Source organism: Streptomyces sp. NPDC101219 (assembly GCF_044767675.1).
GTDB lineage: Bacteria > Actinomycetota > Actinomycetes > Streptomycetales > Streptomycetaceae > Streptomyces.
The window spans coordinates 100,891-120,576 of record NZ_JBIWOK010000002.1 but is presented as its reverse complement, the minus strand read 5'-3'; the positions used below and the strand labels follow the sequence as shown (position 1 = coordinate 120,576).

The window sequence follows — 19,686 nt, the reverse complement described above, 5'->3', positions numbered from 1 at the left end:
ACACCGCGCGGCGCGCCCGGCGCCGTGTGAGGAGGGCCCGCCGGACACGCACCGTCCGGCGGGCCCTCCGCCGTCCGCCGGCGGAACCGGGGCCGCCTGGCCCCTTCCGGTCAGTGCGGCAGCGTCGCCGGGCTGCCGCCGTTCGCCTCGTAGCCCGCGACCGCCAGGGCCCGGTAGACCGCGAACTCCGCGGCCGGATCCTCGGCCAGCGACCAGGGCAGCGCGCCCACGTGCCCGTCGACGTGGACCAGCTGGTTCATGGCCTCCGCCCAGCGCTCGCTGCGCACCAGGAAGAACACCAGCAGATGCCGCACGTGCGCCAGCATCGGGTCGTCGGGACGGGCCGAGTGCACCGCGTGCAGCGCGCCGTGCACCGCCTTGGTGACGACCTCGGTCTGGTAGAAGCTGCTGACCAGGGTCACCTCGGGCAGGTGCTCGAACACCGCGAACAGCGGCATCGCGGCCAGCAGGGAACCCTGCGGTGCCCGGGCCGCGGCCGCCTCCGCGAAGGAGTACGCCAGCTGCCGCGAGCCGTGCCACTTCTCGCACCAGTACTGCAGGGCCGCCAGATGGGCGCCCATGTGCGCCGGAGCGCGGTCCAGGATCCTCAGCCAGACCTGCTCGAAGTCCTTCTGCGAGTAGCCGAGCCCGCGCGCCACGGACAGCTCGACGATGTAGGGGACCGGGTCGCCCGGGGCGAGCAGGGCGGCGTCGCCGCAGGCCGCTCTCGCCTCCTCCATGATGATCCGGAACTCGTCCGTGCCGGGGGTCGCCGTGCGCCACGCCTGCTGCACCAGGAACTCGGCGTGCACGGCGGCGCCGCCCGCGTCCTTGGGCTGCTCCGCGCGCCACACCCGCAGCCACTGCCCGCCCGGCGCCTCGTCCGTCCCGCCGGGCCGCTCCCGCAGCTCCAGCGAGGCGGCGCCCGCGAAGGCCTGGACGCGCTGCCAGCGCAGCTCGTCGCCGGCGTCCGTGCCCGACAGCAGCTGCTGCGCCGCGCGGTAGTCCTGGGTGCGCTGCACCAGGTCCAGGACATCGAGGAGATCCTGGTCGGGGCCGGGCATGCGGATGTCCAGCTCCTCCTCGCGGACGAAGCCGTAGTTCGCCGGGTCCGCCGCGTCCGGGTGGTCGGGCGAGACCAGGCCCACCGCGCTCTTCCTGCGCCGCAGGAAGGGGAGCAGCACGATGCTGATCATGATCAGCGCCATCAGGACCCAGAGAATCTCCATGTCTCAAGCGAACCAGAACACGCCGGCAATTGGCCAACCTGGTCCCGGACCTGTGGAAAACTCCCGGTTCGCCGCCGCCCCCGGTGGGGCGCGGGGCTCGGATCGGCATCTTCCCGCCGCGCGCACTACCCTCGGGCCCATGAGCGACAGGCACATCAGTCAGCACTTCGAGACGCTCGCGATCCACGCGGGCAACACCGCCGACCCCTTGACGGGCGCGGTCGTCCCGCCGATCTACCAGGTCTCCACCTACAAGCAGGACGGTGTCGGCGGCCTGCGCGGCGGCTACGAGTACAGCCGCAGCGCCAACCCCACCAGGACCGCGCTGGAGGAGAACCTCGCCGCCCTGGAGGGCGGCCGTCGTGGTCTCGCGTTCGCGTCCGGGCTGGCGGCCGAGGACTGCCTGCTGCGCACCCTGCTCAGCCCCGGCGACCACGTGGTGATCCCCAACGACGCCTACGGCGGCACCTTCCGGCTGTTCGCCAAGGTCGTCGCCCGCTGGGGCGTGGAGTGGTCGGTGGCCGACACCGGCGACGCCGCCGCCGTGCGGGCCGCCATCACGCCGAAGACCAAGGCCGTGTGGGTGGAGACGCCCTCCAACCCGCTGATGGGCATCACCGACATCGCCGCGGTCGCCCAGGTCGCCCGGGACGCGGGCGCCCGCCTCGTCGTCGACAACACCTTCGCCACGCCGTACCTCCAGCAGCCGCTCGCGCTCGGCGCGGACGTCGTGGTGCACTCCCTGACCAAGTACATGGGGGGCCACTCCGACGTCGTCGGCGGCGCCCTGGTCACGGGCGACGCGGAACTGGGCGAGGAGCTGGCCTTCCACCAGAACGCCATGGGCGCGGTCGCCGGGCCCTTCGACTCCTGGCTGGTGCTGCGCGGCACCAAGACGCTCTCCGTGCGCATGGACCGGCACAGCGAGAACGCCACCAAGGTCGCCGACATGCTGACCCGCCACCCGCGCGTGACGAGCGTCCTCTACCCCGGGCTGCCGGACCACCCCGGTCACGAGGTCGCCGCCAAGCAGATGCGGGCCTTCGGCGGCATGCTGTCCTTCCGTGTCGAGGGCGGCGAGGAAGCGGCCGTGGAGGTCTGCAACCGGGCCCGGGTCTTCACCCTCGGCGAGTCCCTCGGCGGTGTCGAGTCGCTGATCGAGCACCCCGGGCGGATGACGCACGCCTCCGTGGTGGGCTCCGCCCTCGAGGTCCCCGGCGACCTGGTCCGCCTGTCGGTCGGCATCGAGAACGTGGACGACCTGCTGGAGGACCTCCAGCAGGCCCTCGACAAGTAGCGGGACCGAGCACGGAGCGGCGGGTCACCAGCCCGTCAGGGGTGGAGTCGTCTCCGACGGCGGCTCCACCCAGGGCCGCGCGGTCAGCGCCCACACCAGGAACGCCACCGACGCCGCGCACAGCAGCACCCACAGCACGCGTCGGGCGGCGTTCCGGCGCCGCAGCAGACGCTGCCCGCGGCGCACGGCGTCCGCGTGGAGGCCGGGCGGTACCGGCGGCGGTGTGCGCTCCAGCATCCGCCGTACGGCCGCCTCACGGTTGACGCGGCTCACCGCGGCCTCCCCCCGCCGGGCCGGGGCGCTCCCGCGGCGGGGATCACGACGGCACCGCCTTCACACCCCCGACCGCGGCGGACGGCGCGGCCGGGCGGCGCAGCAGGGTCGCCGTCGCGCGGACGCACAGCACCCGGACCCGTTCCGAGGACAGCCCGAGCAGCGCCGCCGTCTGCTCCTCGGCGACCCCCTCGTACAGCCGCAGCACGACGACCAGCCGCTCCTGCGGGCCGAGCACGGCCAGCGGGCTGCCGCGATGGGGGCGGGCACGGTGCCATCCGCCCGCCCGCCAGGCGCCCCGCGCGAAGCGGGCGGCCAGCTGCCGCCGGGCCAGGTCGTAGGGGTCCTCCCCGCGCAGGCGGTCCCAGGCGGCGTACGTGTGCGCCAGCGCATGGGTCAGCAGACGCCGCGCGCGGGGGTTGTCGTCGGGGTCCTCGGCGGTGAGCAGCGTGGCGGCGTGCAGCAGCCGCCCGGCCGCGCCCGCGACGAACGCCGCGAACTCGCGGTCCCGGCGTACGCCCTGGAGCACGTGCCGTTCTCGCACCGCGCCTCCCGCACGACCCGGAGAGCCGGTCCCGGCCGCGTACGGCCTTCGGCGGGCGCGTACGACGGGGACCCGCTTTCATCATCGGTCCAGGGCACGCCCCGCGGTCAAGGGCCGCGCACCCCTCTGATGCCCGGGCGGCCGGGCGCCGGGGGCGCTCAGGACGCGGAGGGGCTCTCCGGACCGGTCACGCCGTGCGCGGACATCCGCGCGGACAGCGCGCCGTTGAACCGGGTGAGCAGGGCGCAGAACGCCTCCCGCTCCTCCGGCTCCCAGTCCTCGGTCAGCTCGGCCATCAACTGCCGCCGGGACGAGCGCACTTCCTCCAGCCGGGCCTGTCCGCGCGGGGAGAGCTGCAGCACGACCGCGCGGCCGTCCTCGGGGTGCGAGGTGCGCTTGACCAGCCCGGTGTCCACCAGCGGCGCCACCTGCCGGGTGACCGTGGAGGAGTCGATGCCCATGCTCGCGGCGAGGGCCTTCACCCCCATCGGGCCCTCTTTGTCCAGCCGGTTGAGCAGCAGGTACGCGGCACGGTCCATGGAGTTGCGGACCTGGCCCACCCCGCCGAGCCGGGTCTGTTCGGCACGGCGTGCGAACAACGCCACCTCGTGCTGCAACGTGTCGAGAAGACCGGTGTCCCCGCCGGTCGGGACGTCCATCGACATTTCAGGTGATGTGGCCATGGCCGGGCGCTCGCTTCGTGGAGGGCTGCTCATTTGGAAGGACAGGTTACGCGGCCGGGGCCCGCGCCGTACCGGTGCCGGGCAAAGCGGAGTCCGCCCATCGGGCGGACCGCCCGCCGCGGGCCGCGGACTGCGATGCTGGAACCATGAACCACGGCACGGCCGGCTCCCTGCGGGCCGTCACCCTCGACGACGTGCGCGGCGCCCAGAAGATGCTCTCCGGGGTGTCCCGGACGACCGCGCTCGAGAGCAGCCGGTACCTGTCCCGGGCGGTGGGCGCGCCGGTGCACCTGAAGTGCGAGAACCTCCAGCGGACCGGTTCGTTCAAGCTGCGCGGCGCCTACGTGCGGATCGCCGGGCTGCTGCCCGAGGAGCGGGCCGCCGGCGTCGTCGCCGCCAGTGCCGGGAACCACGCCCAGGGGGTCGCGCTGGCGTCCTCCCTGCTCGGGGTCCGCTCGACGGTGTTCATGCCGAAGGGCGCGCCGCTGCCGAAGGTCAGCGCCACCCGTGACTACGGCGCCGAGGTGCGTCTGCACGGCCAGGTGGTCGACGAGACACTGGATGCCGCCATGGAGTACGCGCGGCGCACGGGCGCGGTGTTCATCCACCCCTTCGACCACCCCGACATCATCGCCGGGCAGGGCACCGTGGGGCTGGAGATCCTGGAGCAGTGCCCGGAGGTCCGCACCGTCGTCGTCGGTGTGGGCGGGGGCGGGCTGATCGCGGGGATCGCGGTCGCCGTGAAGGCGTACCGGCCGGACGTGCGGATCGTCGGCGTGCAGGCGGAGGGGTCGGCGTCGTATCCGCCGTCGCTGGCGGCGGGGCACCCGGTGGCGGTGCGCGCGCCGGCGACGATGGCCGACGGCATCAAGGTGGGCCGGCCCGGGGAGGTGCCGTTCGGGATCGTCGCCGAGCTGGTCGACGAGGTCCGCACGGTCACCGAGGACGAGCTGTCCGCTGGGCTGCTGCTGTGCCTGGAGCGGGCGAAGCTGGTGGTGGAACCGGCCGGGGCGAGTCCGGTCGCGGCCCTGCTGAGCCGCCCCGGTGCCTTCGAGGGTCCGGTCGTCGCGGTGCTGTCCGGCGGGAACGTCGACCCGGTGCTGATGGAGCGGGTGCTGCGGCACGGCATGGCCGTGCAGGGCCGCTACCTGGCCGTACGGCTGCGGCTGCCGGACCGGCCGGGTGCCCTCGCCGCACTTCTGCGGGCGTTGTCAGTGGTGGACGCTAACGTCCTCGACGTGAGCCATGTACGGACCGATCCACGGCTGGGGCTCACGGAGGTGGAGGTCGAACTGCACCTGGAGACGAAGGGCCCGGAGCACTGCGCCGAGGTCGGCCGGGCCCTGCGCGAGGCCGGTTACACGATCATCGGCTGAGCCCGGACGCTCATCGGGCAGCCCCTCGGTCACCCGTTCGGGCAAATCCGTTGAGAGACGCGATACATCGCGTTATGGTGTGTGTCTCACGGCCCCGGATCCGGCCCGCACCGCGAAAAAAACCCGGCAGAAGAAAACGCACAAATCTAGGCTTCTCGAAGAACCCCGACGACGTGGAGACTCATATGCCAGGCGCCATCCATGCCGAAGGTCTGGTGAAGACCTTCGGAGACGTCAAGGCGCTGGACGGCGTCGACCTCGATGTTCCCGAGGGCACCGTCCTGGGCCTGCTCGGACCCAACGGCGCGGGCAAGACGACGACCGTCCGCTGCCTCACCACCCTGCTGCGGCCCGACCGCGGCTCGGCGCTCGTCGCCGGCATCGACGTGCTCAAGCACCCCGACGCCGTGCGCCGATCCATCGGCCTGTCCGGTCAGTTCGCGGCAGTCGACGAGTACCTGACCGGCCGCGAGAACCTGCAGATGGTCGGGCAGCTCTACCAGATGAAGGCCAAGGCGGCGAAGGCGCGCGCGGACGAACTGCTGGAGCAGTTCAACCTCGCGGACGCCGCCGACCGCACCACCAAGACCTACTCCGGCGGCATGCGCCGCCGCCTCGACCTCGCCGCCGCCCTGGTCGTCTCGCCGCCCGTGATGTTCATGGACGAACCCACCACCGGCCTCGACCCGCGCAACCGGCAGCAGCTGTGGGAGGTCATCAAGCAGCTCGTCTCCGGCGGGACGACGCTGCTGCTGACCACCCAGTACCTGGAGGAGGCCGACCACCTCGCGCACGACATCGCGGTGGTCGACCACGGCCGGGTCATCGCCCAGGGCACCTCCGACCAGCTCAAGGCCCGCACCGGCGGCGAGCGCGTCGAGGTCGTGGTGCACGAGCGCGAACACCTCACGACCGCCTCCGAGATCCTGCGCGGCTTCGGCAAGGGGGAGACCGCCGTCGAGGAGCACATGCGCAAGCTGACCGTCCCGGTCACCGGCGGCGCCAAGCTGCTCGCCGAGGTGATCCGCGAGCTCGACGCCCGGGGCATCGAGATCGACGACATCGGCCTGCGTCGTCCCACCCTCGACGACGTCTTCATCTCCCTCACCGGACACGCCGCCGAGCGCACCGAGGACAACGGCAACGGCGGCACCGGGGACGCCGGTGGCACCCGTCAGCAGAAGGAGACCGCGAAGTGAGTGCCGTCACCGACGCCGTGCGGACCAGCACGGCACCAGGAAACCCGATCGGCCAGTCGGTCCGGGACTCCCTGATCGTCGCCAAGCGCAACCTGATCCGCATGGCCCGCATCCCCGAGATGGTCCTGTTCGGGGTCATCCAGCCGGTGATGTTCGTCGTGCTGTTCACGTACGTCTTCGGCGGCTCGATGAAGATCGGCGACACCACCGACCCCAACGTGTACAAGAACTTCCTGATGGCCGGCATCTTCGCCCAGACCGTCACGTTCGCCACCGCGGGCTCGGGCGCCGGCATCGCGGACGACATGCAGAAGGGGCTCATCGACCGCTTCCGCTCGCTGCCGATGGCCCGGGGTGCGGTGCTGACCGGCCGCACGGTCGCCGACCTCGTGCAGACGTCGATCACCCTGCTCGTGCTGGCGGTCGTCGCCCTGATCGTGGGCTGGCGCCCCGGCTCGGCGGAGCCGACCAACCTCGGCAAGGTCCTGGCCGGCTTCGGCCTGCTGCTCCTGCTGGGATACGCCTTCACCTGGATCGGCGCGCTGATCGGCCTGTCCGTGCGCACCGCCGAGGCGGCGACCTCCGGAGGGATCATCTGGCTGTTCCCGGTGACGTTCATCTCGAACGCCTTCGTCGACGCCGGTCAGATGACGCCCTGGCTGCGGCACATCGCCGAGTGGAACCCCTTCAGCGCCACCGTGCAGGCCTGCCGCGAACTCTTCGGCAACCCAGGCGTCTCCACCTCGGACGCCTGGCCCATGCAGCACCCGGTGTGGGCGTCGCTGATCTACTCGGTCCTGATCATCGTCGTCTTCAGAACGCTGGCGGTGCGCAAGTACCGGTCGGCGGCGGCATGACGAAGCCCCCGGCCCCGCGCGTGAGGCGCGGAAGGCCGGGGGCCGGTCGAAGACCCGGGGGGGCCGGCGGGAGGGCTCAGCCGTCGTAGGGCTCGGCCTTGAGGATCGTCACCGAGGCCATCTTGCCGTTCGGCAGCTCGTACTGGACGTCCTCGCCGACCTTGTGGCCCATCACGCCGGAGCCCAGCGGGGACTGCGGCGAGTAGGTCTCCACGTCGGCGCTCGCGTACTCCCGCGAGGCGAGCAGGAAGGTCAGCGTGTCGTCCTCGTCGCCGTCGAAGGCGATGGTCACGACCATGCCGGGCGCCACCGTGCCGTCGGCCACCGGCGGCTCGCCCACCTGGGCGTTCTCGAGGAGCTGGGTGAGCTGGCGCACGCGGAGCTCCTGCTTGCCCTGCTCCTCCTTGGCCGCGTGGTACCCGCCGTTCTCGCGCAGGTCGCCCTCCTCACGCGCGGCGGCGATCTTCGCAGCGATCTCCGAGCGCGCGGGACCAGTAAGGTACGCAAGCTCGTCCTTGAGCTTGTTGTACGCCTCCTGGGTCAGCCAGGTGACGTTCTCGCTGGTCTGGGTCACTGGTGCTCCTCGTAGGACTGGGAATACAAAGCATCGCCCTCCCTGAAGGATGTTCCTCCACGGATGGGCGAAACCACGAGCCTAACAATTCCGGGCAGGAAGGGGGAGGACATAAGCCACCGGACTCATGTCGCCGCAGGTCAGCGCCTACGTTTTGCCGACGGCCTCAGTCGGCGTGGCAGCCGATCAGCTCGGCGGAGATGGCCTTGCCGGTGGTGCGGAGGGTGACGACCTCGTCGATGCGGGTCTCGTCGCCGTCGAAGCGGAAGTCGGCCCGGCCGACCTCGGCGCGGGTGGCGTCCACGGACCGCACGGTGCAGTAGCCGTCGGTCCCGGCGTCCTTGTGGATCTCCAGGTGCACGCGCACCGAGTTCTCGCCGGCGTCGAAGCTGATGACCTCGCCGCTGATCTCGTTCTTGACCACGTAGTGGTAGCCGAACCAGCCGAGCAGCCCCAGCATCACCACCCCCAGCACCGCCCCGATGATCTTGAGCATCCGGTCGGCACGCTGGTCCGAGGAACGGCCGTAGCGGCCCTCGGGCGGTCGCGTGCTCGCCGTCGTCATGATCGTCTCCTCGGCAGGAAGGGGGACCCGCGTCCCGTGGGAGGCCCGGAACGGAGCCCCGGAATTATTCGCCCCCCGATTCGGTCACTATAGAAGCCCGAGACTGCGCCGACGCACACAGGGCGCCGACCGACTGAGGATTTGAGTCTTGACTGACCAGTTGCGACTGATGGCCGTGCACGCCCACCCCGACGACGAGTCGAGCAAGGGCGCGGCCACCATGGCGAAGTACGTGTCCGAGGGGGTGGACGTGCTGGTCGTGACCTGCACGGGCGGGGAGCGCGGCTCCATCCTCAATCCGAAGCTCCAGGGTGACGCGTACATCGAGGAGCACATCCACGAGGTGCGCAAGAAGGAGATGGACGAGGCCCGCGAGATCCTCGGGGTGAAGCAGGAGTGGCTCGGCTTCGTCGACTCCGGGCTGCCCGAGGGCGACCCGCTGCCGCCGCTGCCCGAGGGCTGCTTCGCCCTGGAGGACGTCGACCGGGCAGCGGGCGAGCTGGTGCGGAAGATCCGTTCCTTCCGCCCCCAGGTGATCACCACCTATGACGAGAACGGCGGCTACCCGCACCCCGACCACATCATGACGCACAAGATCACCATGGTGGCGTTCGAGGGCGCGGCCGACACCGCCAAGTACCCGGAGGAGGAGTTCGGGCCCGCCTGGCAGCCGCTGAAGGTGTACTACAACCAGGGCTTCAACCGTCCCCGCACCCAGGCGCTGCACGACGCCCTGCTGGAGCGCGGACTGGAGTCGCCCTACGGGGACTGGCTCAAGCGCTGGGCGGAGTTCGAGCGCAAGGAGCGCACGCTCACCACGCACATCCCGTGCGCCGACTTCTTCGAGATCCGCGACAAGGCGCTGATCGCGCACGCCACGCAGATCGACCCCGACGGCGGCTGGTTCCGGGTGCCGATGGAGATCCAGAAGGAGGTCTGGCCCACCGAGGAGTACGAGCTCGCCAAGTCCCTCGTGGACACCTCCCTCCCCGAGGACGACCTCTTCGCGGGCATCCGGGACAATGGCTGACATGAGCGCGAGTGCAAGCCTGGCATTGACGCACCTGGTCCCGCTGGCCGAGGAGTTCGACAAGAACAAGGTCACCCCCGGCGTCCTCGGTTTCATCGTCTTCGCGGCGATGGCCCTGGCGGTGTGGGCCCTGATGAAGTCGATGAACCGGCACATGAACCGGGTGGACTTCACCGAGGCCCCCGAGCCGGGCACCGAGGCCGAGCCGACGGCCTCCGGCGCCACCAAGGACAAGAAGGACTGAAACCGTCAGGCCCGCACCCCCGGGAGTTCCGCCCGCCGGAGCGCCCGGGGGTTCCGCCCGCCTGCCCGTGCCCGCCGCCCGGCCCTGGCGTGCCACGACGGGCGGAGGCCGGCAGCCCCGACCCTCGCGGCAGTTCCCGCCCCTCGCGGCACGCACCGCTGGCCCGGCGTGACACGACGGGCGGAGGCCGGCAGCCCCCGCCTCTCGGGGCAGCCCCCGCCTCTCGGGGCAGCCCCCGCCTCTCGCGGCACGCACCGCCCCGGTGCCCCGGGCCCCGGCGTCCTGCCGCCCCGCCGCCTACGGCGTCGACGCGACCCGCACCCCCATGACCTCGCGGGCATGGCGGCCGGGGACCATGCCGAGACGCCATGCCTGCCACCCCGCTTCCAGGGTGACGCCGCGTTCCAGCAGGAGCTGGAACGCCTCCACGTAGTCGTCCAGCTTCTCGTCGCGCAGCGGATGCCCCGCACGGCCGAGCAGGGCCAGTTCCTCCTGGGCCACCGCCGTGCCGACCTCCGTGCCGCCGGGGGCCGCGTACGGCAGCAGCGTGCAGCGCAGGAAGCGTGCCCAGTCCTCACCGCGCCGGTCCCCGTAGGAGGCGAACAGCGCCACCGCCTCGTCGCACAGCGCCAGCGCCTGCTGCGTGCGGGCGTTGCCCGCGTCGACGACGGCCAGCTCCAGGCAGGTCCACGCCTCCCCGTGCGCCACGCCGATGCGCTGGAAGTCCGCGCGGGCGTCCACCAGCAGCTGCCGGGCGAACCCCGAGTTGCGCAGTGAGCCGGTCTGCGCGGCGCGCTGGTCGCGGGTGACCCGCGCCGAGTGGTGCCGGGCACAGGCCAGGCCGTAGACGTCCCGGATGCGGGAGAACATCGTGCGGGAGCGTTCCAGCTCGCGCACCGCCCGGTCCAGGCTGCCGGTCTCCTCCAGCGCCTGCCCGAGGTAGTACAGGGTCCACGCCTCACCGCGCGCGTCCTCGTTGTCCCGGTGCCGGGCCGCCGCCCGGCGCAGCTCCTCCGCGGCCGGGGACGCGTCCCCCGCCACCAGCCGGGCCCGGGCCAGCTGGGTCAGCGCCCACGCCTCCCCGCGGCCGTCGCGCGTGCGGCCGTACAGCTCCAGGGCCGTGCGCAGCTCGCCCTCCGCCCGCGGCACCTCGCCCATCCGCAGGTGCAGCTGGCCCAGCTGGAAGTGCGCCCACGCCTGGCCGTGTACGGACTCGCCCGCCCGGTGCAGCACCAGCGACTCGGTCAGCAGGCCGAGGGCTTCGGACAGCCGGGCCCGGTCGCGTTCGACCGCCGCCAGCGCGTGCATCGTCCACGCCCGGTCCGTGGCCAGCTCCGGCGCCGCCTGGAGGTCGAGCGACTCGCGCAGCTTCGCCGCCGCCTCCGTCAGGTTGCCCTGGTGGTGCAGCGTGATGCCGAGCGAGGTCAGCGCACGGGCCGCGCCCGCCGCGTGCTGAGCCTCCCGGTAGAGGTCCACCACGGACGTCAGCGTGGTGCGGGCCTTGTCCAGCTCGCCCAGCTGCCGGGCCGCGATCCCGGTGCGCCACTGCACCGACCGCACCAGCAGCCCCTCGTCCACGGCCTGCGCCAGCTCACTGATCTCGCCGAGCCGGTACAGGTCACCGCGCAGCAGGCAGTAGTCGCACAGCGCGCCCAGCAGGTTCAGCACCGCAGCCCGGTCCACGCCGTCGGCGTGCCGCAGGGCCGCCGTGATGAAGCTGGACTCGTCGTCGAGCCAGCGCAGCGCCTCCTCCAGCGAGGTGAAGCCGTAGGAACCGAAGCGGTCCGAGCGCGTCGACATGTTGCCGTCGACCAGCCGCAGCACCGAGTCGGCGAGCTCGGCGTAGTTCACGATCAGCCGCTCCTGCGCCGCCGACCGCTCCGCCGGGTCCTCCTCGTCGAGCAGCCGGGCCTGCGCGAAGGACCGCACCGAGTCGTGCAGCCGGTACCGGCCCGGGCGCACCGGGCTGATCAGGCCGGCCTGCGCCAGTGCCTGAAGGTGCCGGGTCGCCTCGGACTCGTCGGTGGCCAGCAGCGCGGCGGCCGCCGCCGCGCCCAGCGAGGCCCGGCCGGCCAGCGCCAGCCGGCGCAGCAGCCGCCGTACCGTCTCCGGCTGGTCGGTGTAGCGGAGCCACAGGGCCCGCTCCACCGGCTCGACCGGGCCGTAGGCGCCCAGGTCGGCGGCGAGGGAGCGCGGCGATCTCGGCCCGAGGGACGACCCGGCGATCCGCAGCGCCAGCGGCAGCCCGCCGCACAGGTCCCGCACCCGCTCGGCGGCCTGGGCGTCGTAGGGCCCGGAGGCGTCCTGGGCGGCAGCCGACAGCAGTTCTTCCGCGCCCGCCGGATCCAGCGCCGCCACGGCCAGCTGGTGCACCCGCGCGGGCAGGTCGTCGGGCAGGCCGAGCGGGGCTCGGGCGGTCACCAGGACCAGGCTGTCGGACCGTTCCGGGATCAGCGTGCGCACCTGGAGGGGGTCGGAGGCGTCGTCCAGGACGATCGTGACCGGCGTCCCCGTCAGGTGCTGGTGGTACAGCTCGCTGAGCCGCTTGACCTGCTGGTCGGGGGAGGACCGTTCGCGGAACAGCAGTTGCTCGCGGGGGGCGCCGAGCCGGTTCAGCAGGTGCAGCAGCGCGTCCCGGGTGGACAGCGGCGGCTCGCCGGGGCTGTCGGCGCGCAGGTCGACCACGCAGGCGCCCCGGAAGTGGTCCCGCAGTTCGTGTGTGGCCCGCACCGCCAGCGTCGTCCGGCCGCTGCCGGGGGCGCCGTGCAGCACCACCACCGTCGGCCGGGTCCCGGTGTCCGCCCGGGCGGACTGCACCCACTGCCGGATCCGCGCCATCTCCTGCCGCCGGCCCGCGAACGGGCCCACCGGTTCCGGCAGTTGGCCGAACGACTGCTCCAGCACGTTGCGTCCGCGGGCCGCCGCGCTCTTGTCCGCGCCGCGCAGCCGCGGTCCCGCCTTCCGGGGGCCCGTCGAGGCGGCCAGGACCCGCTGCTGGTCCAGGAAGGGCCGGATGCCCCGCACCTCCAGGGCGGTCAGCCACTGCAGCCGCAACTGCTCGGGCCCGCCGGGCTGGTGCACCGATCCGGCCCGGCGGTGCGCGGCGGGCACATGCGTTCCGGCCACCTTCACCACCGTCGCCGCGGCACCCGCCACGCCCACGGTCACCCCGGCGCCCACCGCCGTCCCGACGCCGGTGCCGAGGGCCATGTCGGCGACCACCGCCGCCACCCCGGCCACTCCGGCGACGAGTAACGGCGTCCCGCCGCCCTCGCGGGCGTAGCGCTGGCGGAAGGTGAGCCGGCCGGCCTCGGCCTCGTCGAGGGCGCTCACGTAGGCCGCGTACTCCTCGGCGGCGGTCTCCGCCATCGCGTCGAGCGCCCCGCGCGCCCGCCCGAGCAGCACCTTCCCGTCGGTGCGCCCGCCCGTGCGGCGCACCTCCTCCTCGACGGCCCGGCCCAACAGCCGCTCGGCTTCCGCCCGATGACTGTCCCGCATGTCACGTCCCCCTCCGCGGCGATGCCTCACGACGGCCCCGTTCCCTGGTCACAAGTGTGTCGTCCGCGGGCCCTCGTGGGGAGGGGGCGATCCGTGGAGACGGGCGGTGCGACCGGTCCGTACCCGCCCCGCCCACACCCGCGCGGCCGCTGTGGCCGGTGCGGCCGGTGCGGGACGCGAAGTCCTCCCCCCGGCGGCACCACGGCGCCCGCCGGCCACCCCCTACCGGGGTATCACCGCAGGCCGGCACCCCGGTACGACGCCCCGCCGCCGGTCCGTCGTCTACCGTCCGCCCCGTGACCACGGACGACACGGACCGGTCCGCGGACGCGCCACCCGGGCACGGCCCCGGCCCCGCGCACCGCGGGGGCCGGGCCCGCCGCCGACTACGGTGGTGGCACGTTCCGTCCGGCGACCACGCGCCGTCCGGCGACCACGCGCCGGCCGACGCCCCGCACGCCGGCCGGCGACCGACGTGCCGTACAGACGACCGATGTGCCGTACAGGGGAGGGGACGGAAGACCCGTGACCTCAGTGGAGGAGCGACCCCCGCGCGCACTGCTCGCGGGGGCCTCGCGGCGGTGGGTGCGGGCGCTGCCGTGGGCGGTGGCGTTCGTCCTGAGCGTCGCCCTGCTGCCCACCACGATCGTGGTCCTCACCGCCGACTACGGCCTGAACGGGGCGGTGGCCGCCGGGCTGGCCGTGGCGCAGGCCGCCCCGCTGCTGCTCGCCGTCGTGCGCCCGCTGCGGGCCTGGTACGTGGTGTTCGTCGCGGACGTGGCCGGCGGGGTGGCCCTGCTCGGCCCCGACTTCGCGGAGCGGCTGCCGTGGCCGTTCCCCGTCCCGGTCCTCGTCGGCTACGTCGCCCTCTGCCTCGCCCTGGGCCTGCGCGAAAGCCGCCGGACGCTGCTGCTGGTGTGGCTGGCGACGGCGGGCGCCAACGTCGGCCTGGGGTTCGTCGCGCCGCACGGCTTCGCGGCGAAGGAGCTGCTGTTCACCATCCTCGGCGGCGTCGCGCTGCTGCTGGGCGGTGTGCTGCGCGAGCGTTCCGAGGTGCAGCGCAGGCTCGTCGAGCAGGAGACCATCAGCGAGGCCGAGCGCAGCCGGCGGACGCTGCTGGAGGAACGCGCCCGCATCGCGCGCGAGCTGCACGATGTGGTGGCCCACCACATGTCCGTGATCACGGTGCAGGCGGACACCGCCGAGTACCGGCTGCGGGCCCTGCCCCCGGACGTGCGGGAGGAGTTCACGTCCATCGCGTCGACCGCGCGGGAGTCGCTCGGCGAGATGCGCCGTCTGCTCGGCGTGCTGCGCAGCGAGGAGACGCACGGCGAGCTGGTGCCCCAGCCCGGCCTGGCGCAGATCGGGCAGCTGGTGGAGGCGACGGCGAGGGCGGGCGGGCCGGTCGAGTTCAGCCCGTGCGGGCACGAGGTGCCGGAGGCGGTGGGGCTCTCGGCGTACCGGATCGTCCAGGAGGCCCTCGCCAACGTCGTACGGCACGCGCCGGGCGCCACGACACGGGTGTCCCTGTCGGTGCCGGAGCCGGACGGCGGCCCGGGCGGGGAGCACCTCACCGTCCTGGTGGTCAACGGCCCGCCGCCTCGGCCACCCGGCGGGCCCCTGGAGACGGGCGGCACCGGGCACGGACTCGTCGGCATGCGCGAGCGGGTGCGGCTCGTCGGCGGCACCCTCGACGTGGGCCCCCTGCCGGACGGCGGCTTCCGGGTCGCCGCCCGGCTTCCCCTCGCTGAAAAGGACTTCATGTGACGACGCGCGTCATCATCGTCGACGACCAGGCCATGGTGCGGGCCGGCTTCGCCGCCCTGCTGGCCGCCCAGAGCGACATCGACGTGGTGGGCGAGGCCCCCGACGGCGCCCAGGGCGTCGAGCTGAGCCGCCGCACCCGGCCCGACGTGGTGCTGATGGACGTGCGGATGCCGGAGATGGACGGGCTGGAGGCCACCCGCCGGCTGCTCGCACCCGGCGACACCTCCCGCACCCCCGGGGCGGCGGGGGAGCACCGGCCGAGAGTCCTGATGCTCACCACCTTCGACGTCGACGATTACGTGTACGAGGCGCTCCGGGCGGGCGCGAGCGGCTTCCTGCTGAAGGACGCGCCGCCCTCCGACCTCATCGCCGCGGTACGGGTCGTGGCCGCGGGCGACGCCCTCCTCGCCCCCTCCGTGACGCGCCGCCTCATCGCGGACTTCGCCCAGCAGCGTCCCGCCGCCCGCGGCCGGCCCGCCCTGCGGCTGAAGGGCCTGACCGAACGCGAGACGGAGGTCCTCACCCTCGTCGCCCGCGGCCGGTCCAACACCGAGATCGCCCAGGACCTGGTGCTGGCCGAGCAGACGGTGAAGACCCATGTGAGCCGCGTCCTGACCAAGCTGGACCTGCGCGACCGCGCCCAGGCGGTCGTCTTCGCCTACGAGTCGGGCCTGGTGGCCCCCGGCGAGTAGGCCGGGCCCCTCCTCCACCCCCTACCGGGGTAGCACCCCCACATCGGCTCCCGGGTATGACGCCCGGCCCCGGACCGCCCCCGCACTCTTGCTCCCGTCACGGACACACACCACCCCACGGAGCGAGGGAGACCGGTCATGGGACTGCGCAAGGGCAGGCGGCGGACGGCGGACGGCCGGGCCGGGGCGGACGGCCGCGCGGGGGCGGACCCCCAGCGCCCCGAGGCGGTGCCCGCCGGGCCCGGTCCCGCCGTCGAACTGCGCGGGGTGCGGCGGCAGTACGGCCGCGGCGCGGACACCGTGCACGCCCTAGCGGGCATCGACCTCACCCTCCCGCGCGGTACCTTCACCGCCGTCATGGGCCCGTCCGGGTCCGGCAAGTCGACCTTCCTGCAGTGCGCCGCCGGGCTCGACCGGCCGTCGGCGGGATCCGTCCGCCTCGGCGGCACGGAGATCACCGGCATGAACGAGAACGAGCTGACCGAACTCCGGCGCAGCCGGCTCGGCTTCGTCTTCCAGTCGTTCAACCTGCTGCCGTCGCTGACCGTCGAGCAGAACGTCCTGCTGCCGATGCGGCTGGCCGGACGGCGCCACGGCCCCGGCGGCCGCGCGGCGGAGGTGCTCGCGCAGGTCGGGCTCGCCGACAAGGCGGGGCGCCGGCCCGCCGAGCTGTCCGGCGGCCAGCAGCAGCGCGTGGCGGTCGCCCGCGCCCTGGTCACCGCCCCCGACGTGGTGTTCGCGGACGAACCCACCGGCGCCCTCGACACCGGCGCCGCCACCGGCGTCCTCGGCCTGCTCCGCGACGCGGTGGACAGCCTCGGCGCCACCGTCGTCATGGTCACCCACGACCCCGCCGCGGCCGCCTGGGCCGACCGCGTCCTGTTCCTCGCCGACGGTGCCCTCGCCGGACACCTCGAACGCGGGTCGGCGGAACGTATCGCCCACCGCATGACCGACCTCACCGCCCGCACGGGCAGGACGGCGGGTGCGGCGGCATGACACGCCCCAACGGCCTCGCCCGCGCCGCGCTGCGCTTCAAGCCCGCCGCGTTCGCGGGAACCTTCGTCGCCCTGATGATGTCCGCGCTGATCGTCACGGCCTGCGGCGTCCTGCTGGAGACCGGCCTGCGCGCATGGGTGCCGCCCCAGCGGTACGCGCAGGCGCCCGTCGTCGCGGCGGCCGACCAGTACGTGCGCGTGGTCACGGGCAGCGGGGAGGACCGCGAGGAGGAGGCCGTCCCCCTCCCGGACACCGCGCGCCTCGACGCCGGGCTGGCCGCGAAGGCCGCCCGCACACCGGGCGCGGCCGGCGCCGTCGCCGACATCACCTTCCCGGTGCGCCCCGCCGGCCCCGCGGACGACGGCCGACAGGCCCGACCCGGTGGCGTGTTCACCGCCCACGGCTGGGGAGCCCACCGCTTCACCGGCACCACGCTCACCGAAGGCTCCGCACCCGGCCGGGACGAGGCGGTGCTCGATCCGCGGACCGCCCGCGCCCTGAAGGCCGGCGTCGGCGACACCGTCACGCTGGACACCCCGGCCGGCCGGCACGACGTCCGCGTCGCGGGCCTCGCCGAACCCGGCCCCGGCGACACCCCCCGCACCTCCGCCGACGCGGCCCCTCTCGTCTGGTTCGCGGACACCCAGGCCCCCACCCTCGCCGGCCACCCCGGCCGGGCGGACGCCGTCGTCGTGCTCGCCCGGCCCGGCACCGACACCGGGGCCCTCGCCGACTCGGTGCGCCGCGCCCTGAAGGACTCCGGCGCCCACGTGCACACCGGCAACGACCGCGGCGCCGTCGAGGACCCGCTCCTCGGCCACGCCCGGCAGAACCTTCTCGGCATCGGCGGATCGTTCGGCGGCATCGCCACCCTCGTCGCCGTCTTCACCGCGGCCGGCACCGTCGCCCTGTCCGTGTCCCAGCGCTCCCGGGAGTTCGCACTGCTGCGCGCCATCGGCGCCACCCCGCGCCAGATCCGCCGCGCCGTCGCCTCCGAAGCACTCCTCGTCGCCCCGTTCGCCGGGCTCCTCGGCAGCCTGCCCGGCATCGGCCTCGCACACTGGTGGTTCGGGCAGCTCCAGGACCGCGGGGCGATCCCCCGGGCGGTCGACGTGCACGTCTCCGCGCTCCCGCCGCTCGTCGCCGTCGGCCTCGGACTGTTCACCGCGCTCGGCGCGGGCTGGGCGGCCGGCCGCAGGCCCGCACGGATCAGGCCGGGGCAGGCGCTGACCGAGGCGTCGGTGGAGCGGTCACGTCCTGGACCGGTCCGTACCGCCGTGGGCATCGCCGCCCTCGCCGGCGGCGTGTTCCTCACCGGCCTGTCCGCCCGCTCGGCAGGGGACGACGCGGCCGGCGCGGCCCTCGGAGTCGTCATGAGCTTCATGCTCGCCGTCGCCCTGCTCGGCCCGCTGCTCGCACGGCTCGGCGTCGGCCTCCTCGGACTCCTGCTGCGCGGCGCGGGTCCCCTCGCCCGGCTCGCCGCCGCCAACTCCCGTACCAACGCCCGCCGTCTCGCCTCCGCGATCACCCCGATCGTGCTCGCCATGGCCTTCGCCTCGACGCTCGTCTTCATGAACACCAGCGAGACCCACGTCGCCGACCGGCAGCTGCGCTCGGGCATCACCGCGGACCACGTGATCACCGACCCGGCCGGCCTCCCCGTGGACGCCGCCGCCCGCGCCGCCCGCACCCCGGGCGTGGAAACCGCCGTCGGCCTGCTCGGCACGCAGGTCCTGGTACCGGTCGGCTCCGGCGAGTTCGCGGCGCTGCAGGGAGCGCGGACCCAGGGCTTCACCGGCTCCGGCGCCGACCTCGCGAAGGTGCAGGACCTCGACGTCCGGGACGGCACCCTCGATCGGATCGGCACCGGCCGGATCGCCATCGACCGGACCCTGGCGAACGCGGCGGACGTCGGCGTCGGCGACCGGCTCCCGCTGCACCTGCCCGACGGCACGAAGACCGCCCCCGAGGTCGTCGCCGTCTACCAGCGGGGCCTCGGCCTCGCCGCCGTCACCATGGACCGGGCGTCCCTGGCCCGGCACGTCACCTCCGGCTTCGACACCACCCTGCTGGTGCGCGGCGGCTCGGCCACCTCGCTCGCCGGCCTGGGCCGGGTCACCGACGCCTCCGGCCACGCCGCCGAGCGCAACCTCGACGCGCAGCTGGGCGCCTGGACCAACCACACCATGGCCGCGGTCCTCGGCGGCTTCGCGGCCGTCGCCGCCGTCAACACCCTGGTGATGACGGTCCTCGACCGCCGCCGCGAACTGGGCACACTCCGGCTCGTCGGCACCACCGGGCGACAGGTCCTCGCCATGCTGCGGTGGGAGAGCCTGCTCGTCTCCGCCCTCGGCGTCGTCCTCGGCTCCGCCATCGCCGCGGCCACCCTGGTCCCGATGGTGCGCGGCACGACCGGTGCCCTGCCCCACGTGCCGCCCCTGGTCTACGGCGCCTTCGTGTGCGCCGCCGCCGGCCTCGCCCTGCTGGCGGTCACCCTGCCCGCGCGCGGCGTGCTGCGGCGCAGGCCGTAGGGGCCCGGGCCCGGGCCCGACCCGCCCGGTCCGGGCCCCGGTTTGGACCAGGCCCGCCCCCCGGGCGGGCCGCCCCCCGGGCCGGCCGGGCCCCGGCCCACCGGGTCCGGCCCCGGCCCCGCCCCTGCACGCCGGGCGACGGCCGACTCGCCCACCACCACCGGACCCGCGCACCACGCACGCAGCGCCCCGCGCACCACGCACCGCACCGCGCCACCGGACCCGCGCACCACGCGCACCGCGCACCACTCACCGCACCGCGCCACCGGACCCGCGCACCACGCACGCAGCGCACCGCGCCCCGCGCACCACTCACCGCACCGCGCAC

General features: G+C 74.2%; 17 protein-coding genes. 10 read left to right on the top strand and 7 right to left on the bottom strand.

The window, feature by feature from the left end; translation table 11 throughout:
- Positions 1-110: 110 nt before the first annotated feature.
- Complete coding sequence (locus tag ACIRPP_RS03815; RefSeq protein WP_403637759.1) at positions 111-1,229, bottom strand: hypothetical protein; 1,119 nt, start codon at positions 1,227-1,229, stop codon at positions 111-113.
- 139 nt (positions 1,230-1,368) lie between these two features.
- Between ACIRPP_RS03815 and ACIRPP_RS03810 the strand changes: the two genes are divergently transcribed.
- Entirely contained in the window at positions 1,369-2,526 is a 1,158-nt protein-coding gene (locus tag ACIRPP_RS03810; protein WP_403637757.1) for a cystathionine gamma-synthase, read from the top strand.
- 24 nt (positions 2,527-2,550) lie between these two features.
- Here ACIRPP_RS03810 and ACIRPP_RS03805 read toward each other — a convergent pair whose 3' ends face one another.
- The 3 genes from ACIRPP_RS03805 to ACIRPP_RS03795 form a co-directional block, all read right to left on the bottom strand.
- On the bottom strand, positions 2,551-2,799 hold the full coding sequence (locus ACIRPP_RS03805) for a hypothetical protein (RefSeq protein ID WP_192230991.1): 249 nt from the start codon (positions 2,797-2,799) through the stop codon (positions 2,551-2,553).
- Between the two features lie 43 nt (positions 2,800-2,842).
- Entirely contained in the window at positions 2,843-3,343 is a 501-nt protein-coding gene (locus ACIRPP_RS03800; RefSeq protein ID WP_403637755.1) for a sigma factor-like helix-turn-helix DNA-binding protein, read from the bottom strand.
- Between the two features lie 158 nt (positions 3,344-3,501).
- Complete coding sequence (locus ACIRPP_RS03795) at positions 3,502-4,008, bottom strand: MarR family winged helix-turn-helix transcriptional regulator (protein WP_403638312.1); 507 nt, start codon at positions 4,006-4,008, stop codon at positions 3,502-3,504.
- Between the two features lie 164 nt (positions 4,009-4,172).
- Between ACIRPP_RS03795 and ilvA the strand changes: the two genes are divergently transcribed.
- From ilvA to ACIRPP_RS03780, 3 genes are all read left to right on the top strand, one after another.
- Positions 4,173-5,402, top strand: a complete 1,230-nt coding sequence (gene ilvA, locus ACIRPP_RS03790) for a threonine ammonia-lyase (RefSeq protein ID WP_403637753.1) — start codon at positions 4,173-4,175, stop codon at positions 5,400-5,402.
- Between the two features lie 185 nt (positions 5,403-5,587).
- Positions 5,588-6,601 (top strand): ATP-binding cassette domain-containing protein, encoded by a 1,014-nt coding sequence (locus ACIRPP_RS03785; protein ID WP_403637751.1) that lies wholly within the window; start codon positions 5,588-5,590, stop codon positions 6,599-6,601.
- Positions 6,598-7,458, top strand: coding sequence for an ABC transporter permease (locus tag ACIRPP_RS03780; RefSeq protein WP_403637749.1), 861 nt, complete (start codon positions 6,598-6,600; stop codon positions 7,456-7,458). Before ACIRPP_RS03785 ends, ACIRPP_RS03780 begins: the two co-directional genes overlap by 4 nt.
- Positions 7,459-7,534: 76 nt before the next feature.
- Here ACIRPP_RS03780 and greA read toward each other — a convergent pair whose 3' ends face one another.
- Positions 7,535-8,032 carry a transcription elongation factor GreA gene (gene greA, locus ACIRPP_RS03775; RefSeq protein WP_164337237.1) on the bottom strand — a complete coding sequence of 166 codons (498 nt, stop codon included), beginning with the start codon at positions 8,030-8,032 and terminating at the stop codon, positions 7,535-7,537.
- Between the two features lie 166 nt (positions 8,033-8,198).
- Positions 8,199-8,597, bottom strand: coding sequence for a DUF4307 domain-containing protein (locus tag ACIRPP_RS03770; protein ID WP_403637747.1), 399 nt, complete (start codon positions 8,595-8,597; stop codon positions 8,199-8,201).
- A gap of 148 nt (positions 8,598-8,745) precedes the next feature.
- Between ACIRPP_RS03770 and mca the strand changes: the two genes are divergently transcribed.
- Positions 8,746-9,627: a mycothiol conjugate amidase Mca gene (gene mca / locus ACIRPP_RS03765; protein ID WP_403637745.1), complete on the top strand. Its 882-nt coding sequence runs from the start codon at positions 8,746-8,748 to the stop codon at positions 9,625-9,627.
- Positions 9,620-9,871: a hypothetical protein gene (locus tag ACIRPP_RS03760; RefSeq protein ID WP_403637743.1), complete on the top strand. Its 252-nt coding sequence runs from the start codon at positions 9,620-9,622 to the stop codon at positions 9,869-9,871. Before mca ends, ACIRPP_RS03760 begins: the two co-directional genes overlap by 8 nt.
- A 297-nt stretch (positions 9,872-10,168) precedes the next feature.
- Here ACIRPP_RS03760 and ACIRPP_RS03755 read toward each other — a convergent pair whose 3' ends face one another.
- Positions 10,169-13,369, bottom strand: a complete 3,201-nt coding sequence (locus tag ACIRPP_RS03755; RefSeq protein ID WP_403637741.1) for an AAA family ATPase — start codon at positions 13,367-13,369, stop codon at positions 10,169-10,171.
- 525 nt (positions 13,370-13,894) lie between these two features.
- Here ACIRPP_RS03755 and ACIRPP_RS03750 point away from each other — a divergent pair.
- From ACIRPP_RS03750 to ACIRPP_RS03735, 4 genes are all read left to right on the top strand, one after another.
- Positions 13,895-15,136 carry a sensor histidine kinase gene (locus tag ACIRPP_RS03750; protein WP_403637739.1) on the top strand — a complete coding sequence of 414 codons (1,242 nt, stop codon included), beginning with the start codon at positions 13,895-13,897 and terminating at the stop codon, positions 15,134-15,136.
- A complete protein-coding gene (locus tag ACIRPP_RS03745) occupies positions 15,133-15,828 on the top strand; it encodes a response regulator (RefSeq protein WP_403637737.1) in 696 nt (231 codons plus the stop codon). Before ACIRPP_RS03750 ends, ACIRPP_RS03745 begins: the two co-directional genes overlap by 4 nt.
- 138 nt (positions 15,829-15,966) lie before the next feature.
- Positions 15,967-16,827 carry an ABC transporter ATP-binding protein gene (locus tag ACIRPP_RS03740; RefSeq protein WP_403637735.1) on the top strand — a complete coding sequence of 287 codons (861 nt, stop codon included), beginning with the start codon at positions 15,967-15,969 and terminating at the stop codon, positions 16,825-16,827.
- Positions 16,824-19,358, top strand: coding sequence for an FtsX-like permease family protein (locus ACIRPP_RS03735; protein ID WP_403637733.1), 2,535 nt, complete (start codon positions 16,824-16,826; stop codon positions 19,356-19,358). The genes ACIRPP_RS03740 and ACIRPP_RS03735 overlap by 4 nt, the downstream gene beginning before the upstream one ends.
- The last annotated feature ends 328 nt before the right edge of the window (positions 19,359-19,686 follow it).

What these genes read in the sequence shown, in the direction of transcription:
- ACIRPP_RS03815 (WP_403637759.1), bottom strand. Translation starts at nt 1,229, where the DNA reads ATGGAGATTCTCTGGGTCCTGATGGCGCTGATCATGATCAGCATCGTG.
- ACIRPP_RS03810 (WP_403637757.1), top strand. Translation starts at nt 1,369, where the DNA reads ATGAGCGACAGGCACATCAGTCAGCACTTCGAGACGCTCGCGATCCAC.
- ACIRPP_RS03795 (WP_403638312.1), bottom strand. Translation starts at nt 4,008, where the DNA reads ATGTCGATGGACGTCCCGACCGGCGGGGACACCGGTCTTCTCGACACG.
- ilvA (WP_403637753.1), top strand. Translation starts at nt 4,173, where the DNA reads ATGAACCACGGCACGGCCGGCTCCCTGCGGGCCGTCACCCTCGACGAC.
- ACIRPP_RS03785 (WP_403637751.1), top strand. Translation starts at nt 5,588, where the DNA reads ATGCCAGGCGCCATCCATGCCGAAGGTCTGGTGAAGACCTTCGGAGAC.
- ACIRPP_RS03770 (WP_403637747.1), bottom strand. Translation starts at nt 8,597, where the DNA reads ATGACGACGGCGAGCACGCGACCGCCCGAGGGCCGCTACGGCCGTTCC.
- ACIRPP_RS03760 (WP_403637743.1), top strand. Translation starts at nt 9,620, where the DNA reads ATGGCTGACATGAGCGCGAGTGCAAGCCTGGCATTGACGCACCTGGTC.
- ACIRPP_RS03755 (WP_403637741.1), bottom strand. Translation starts at nt 13,369, where the DNA reads ATGCGGGACAGTCATCGGGCGGAAGCCGAGCGGCTGTTGGGCCGGGCC.
- ACIRPP_RS03740 (WP_403637735.1), top strand. Translation starts at nt 15,967, where the DNA reads ATGGGACTGCGCAAGGGCAGGCGGCGGACGGCGGACGGCCGGGCCGGG.
- ACIRPP_RS03735 (WP_403637733.1), top strand. Translation starts at nt 16,824, where the DNA reads ATGACACGCCCCAACGGCCTCGCCCGCGCCGCGCTGCGCTTCAAGCCC.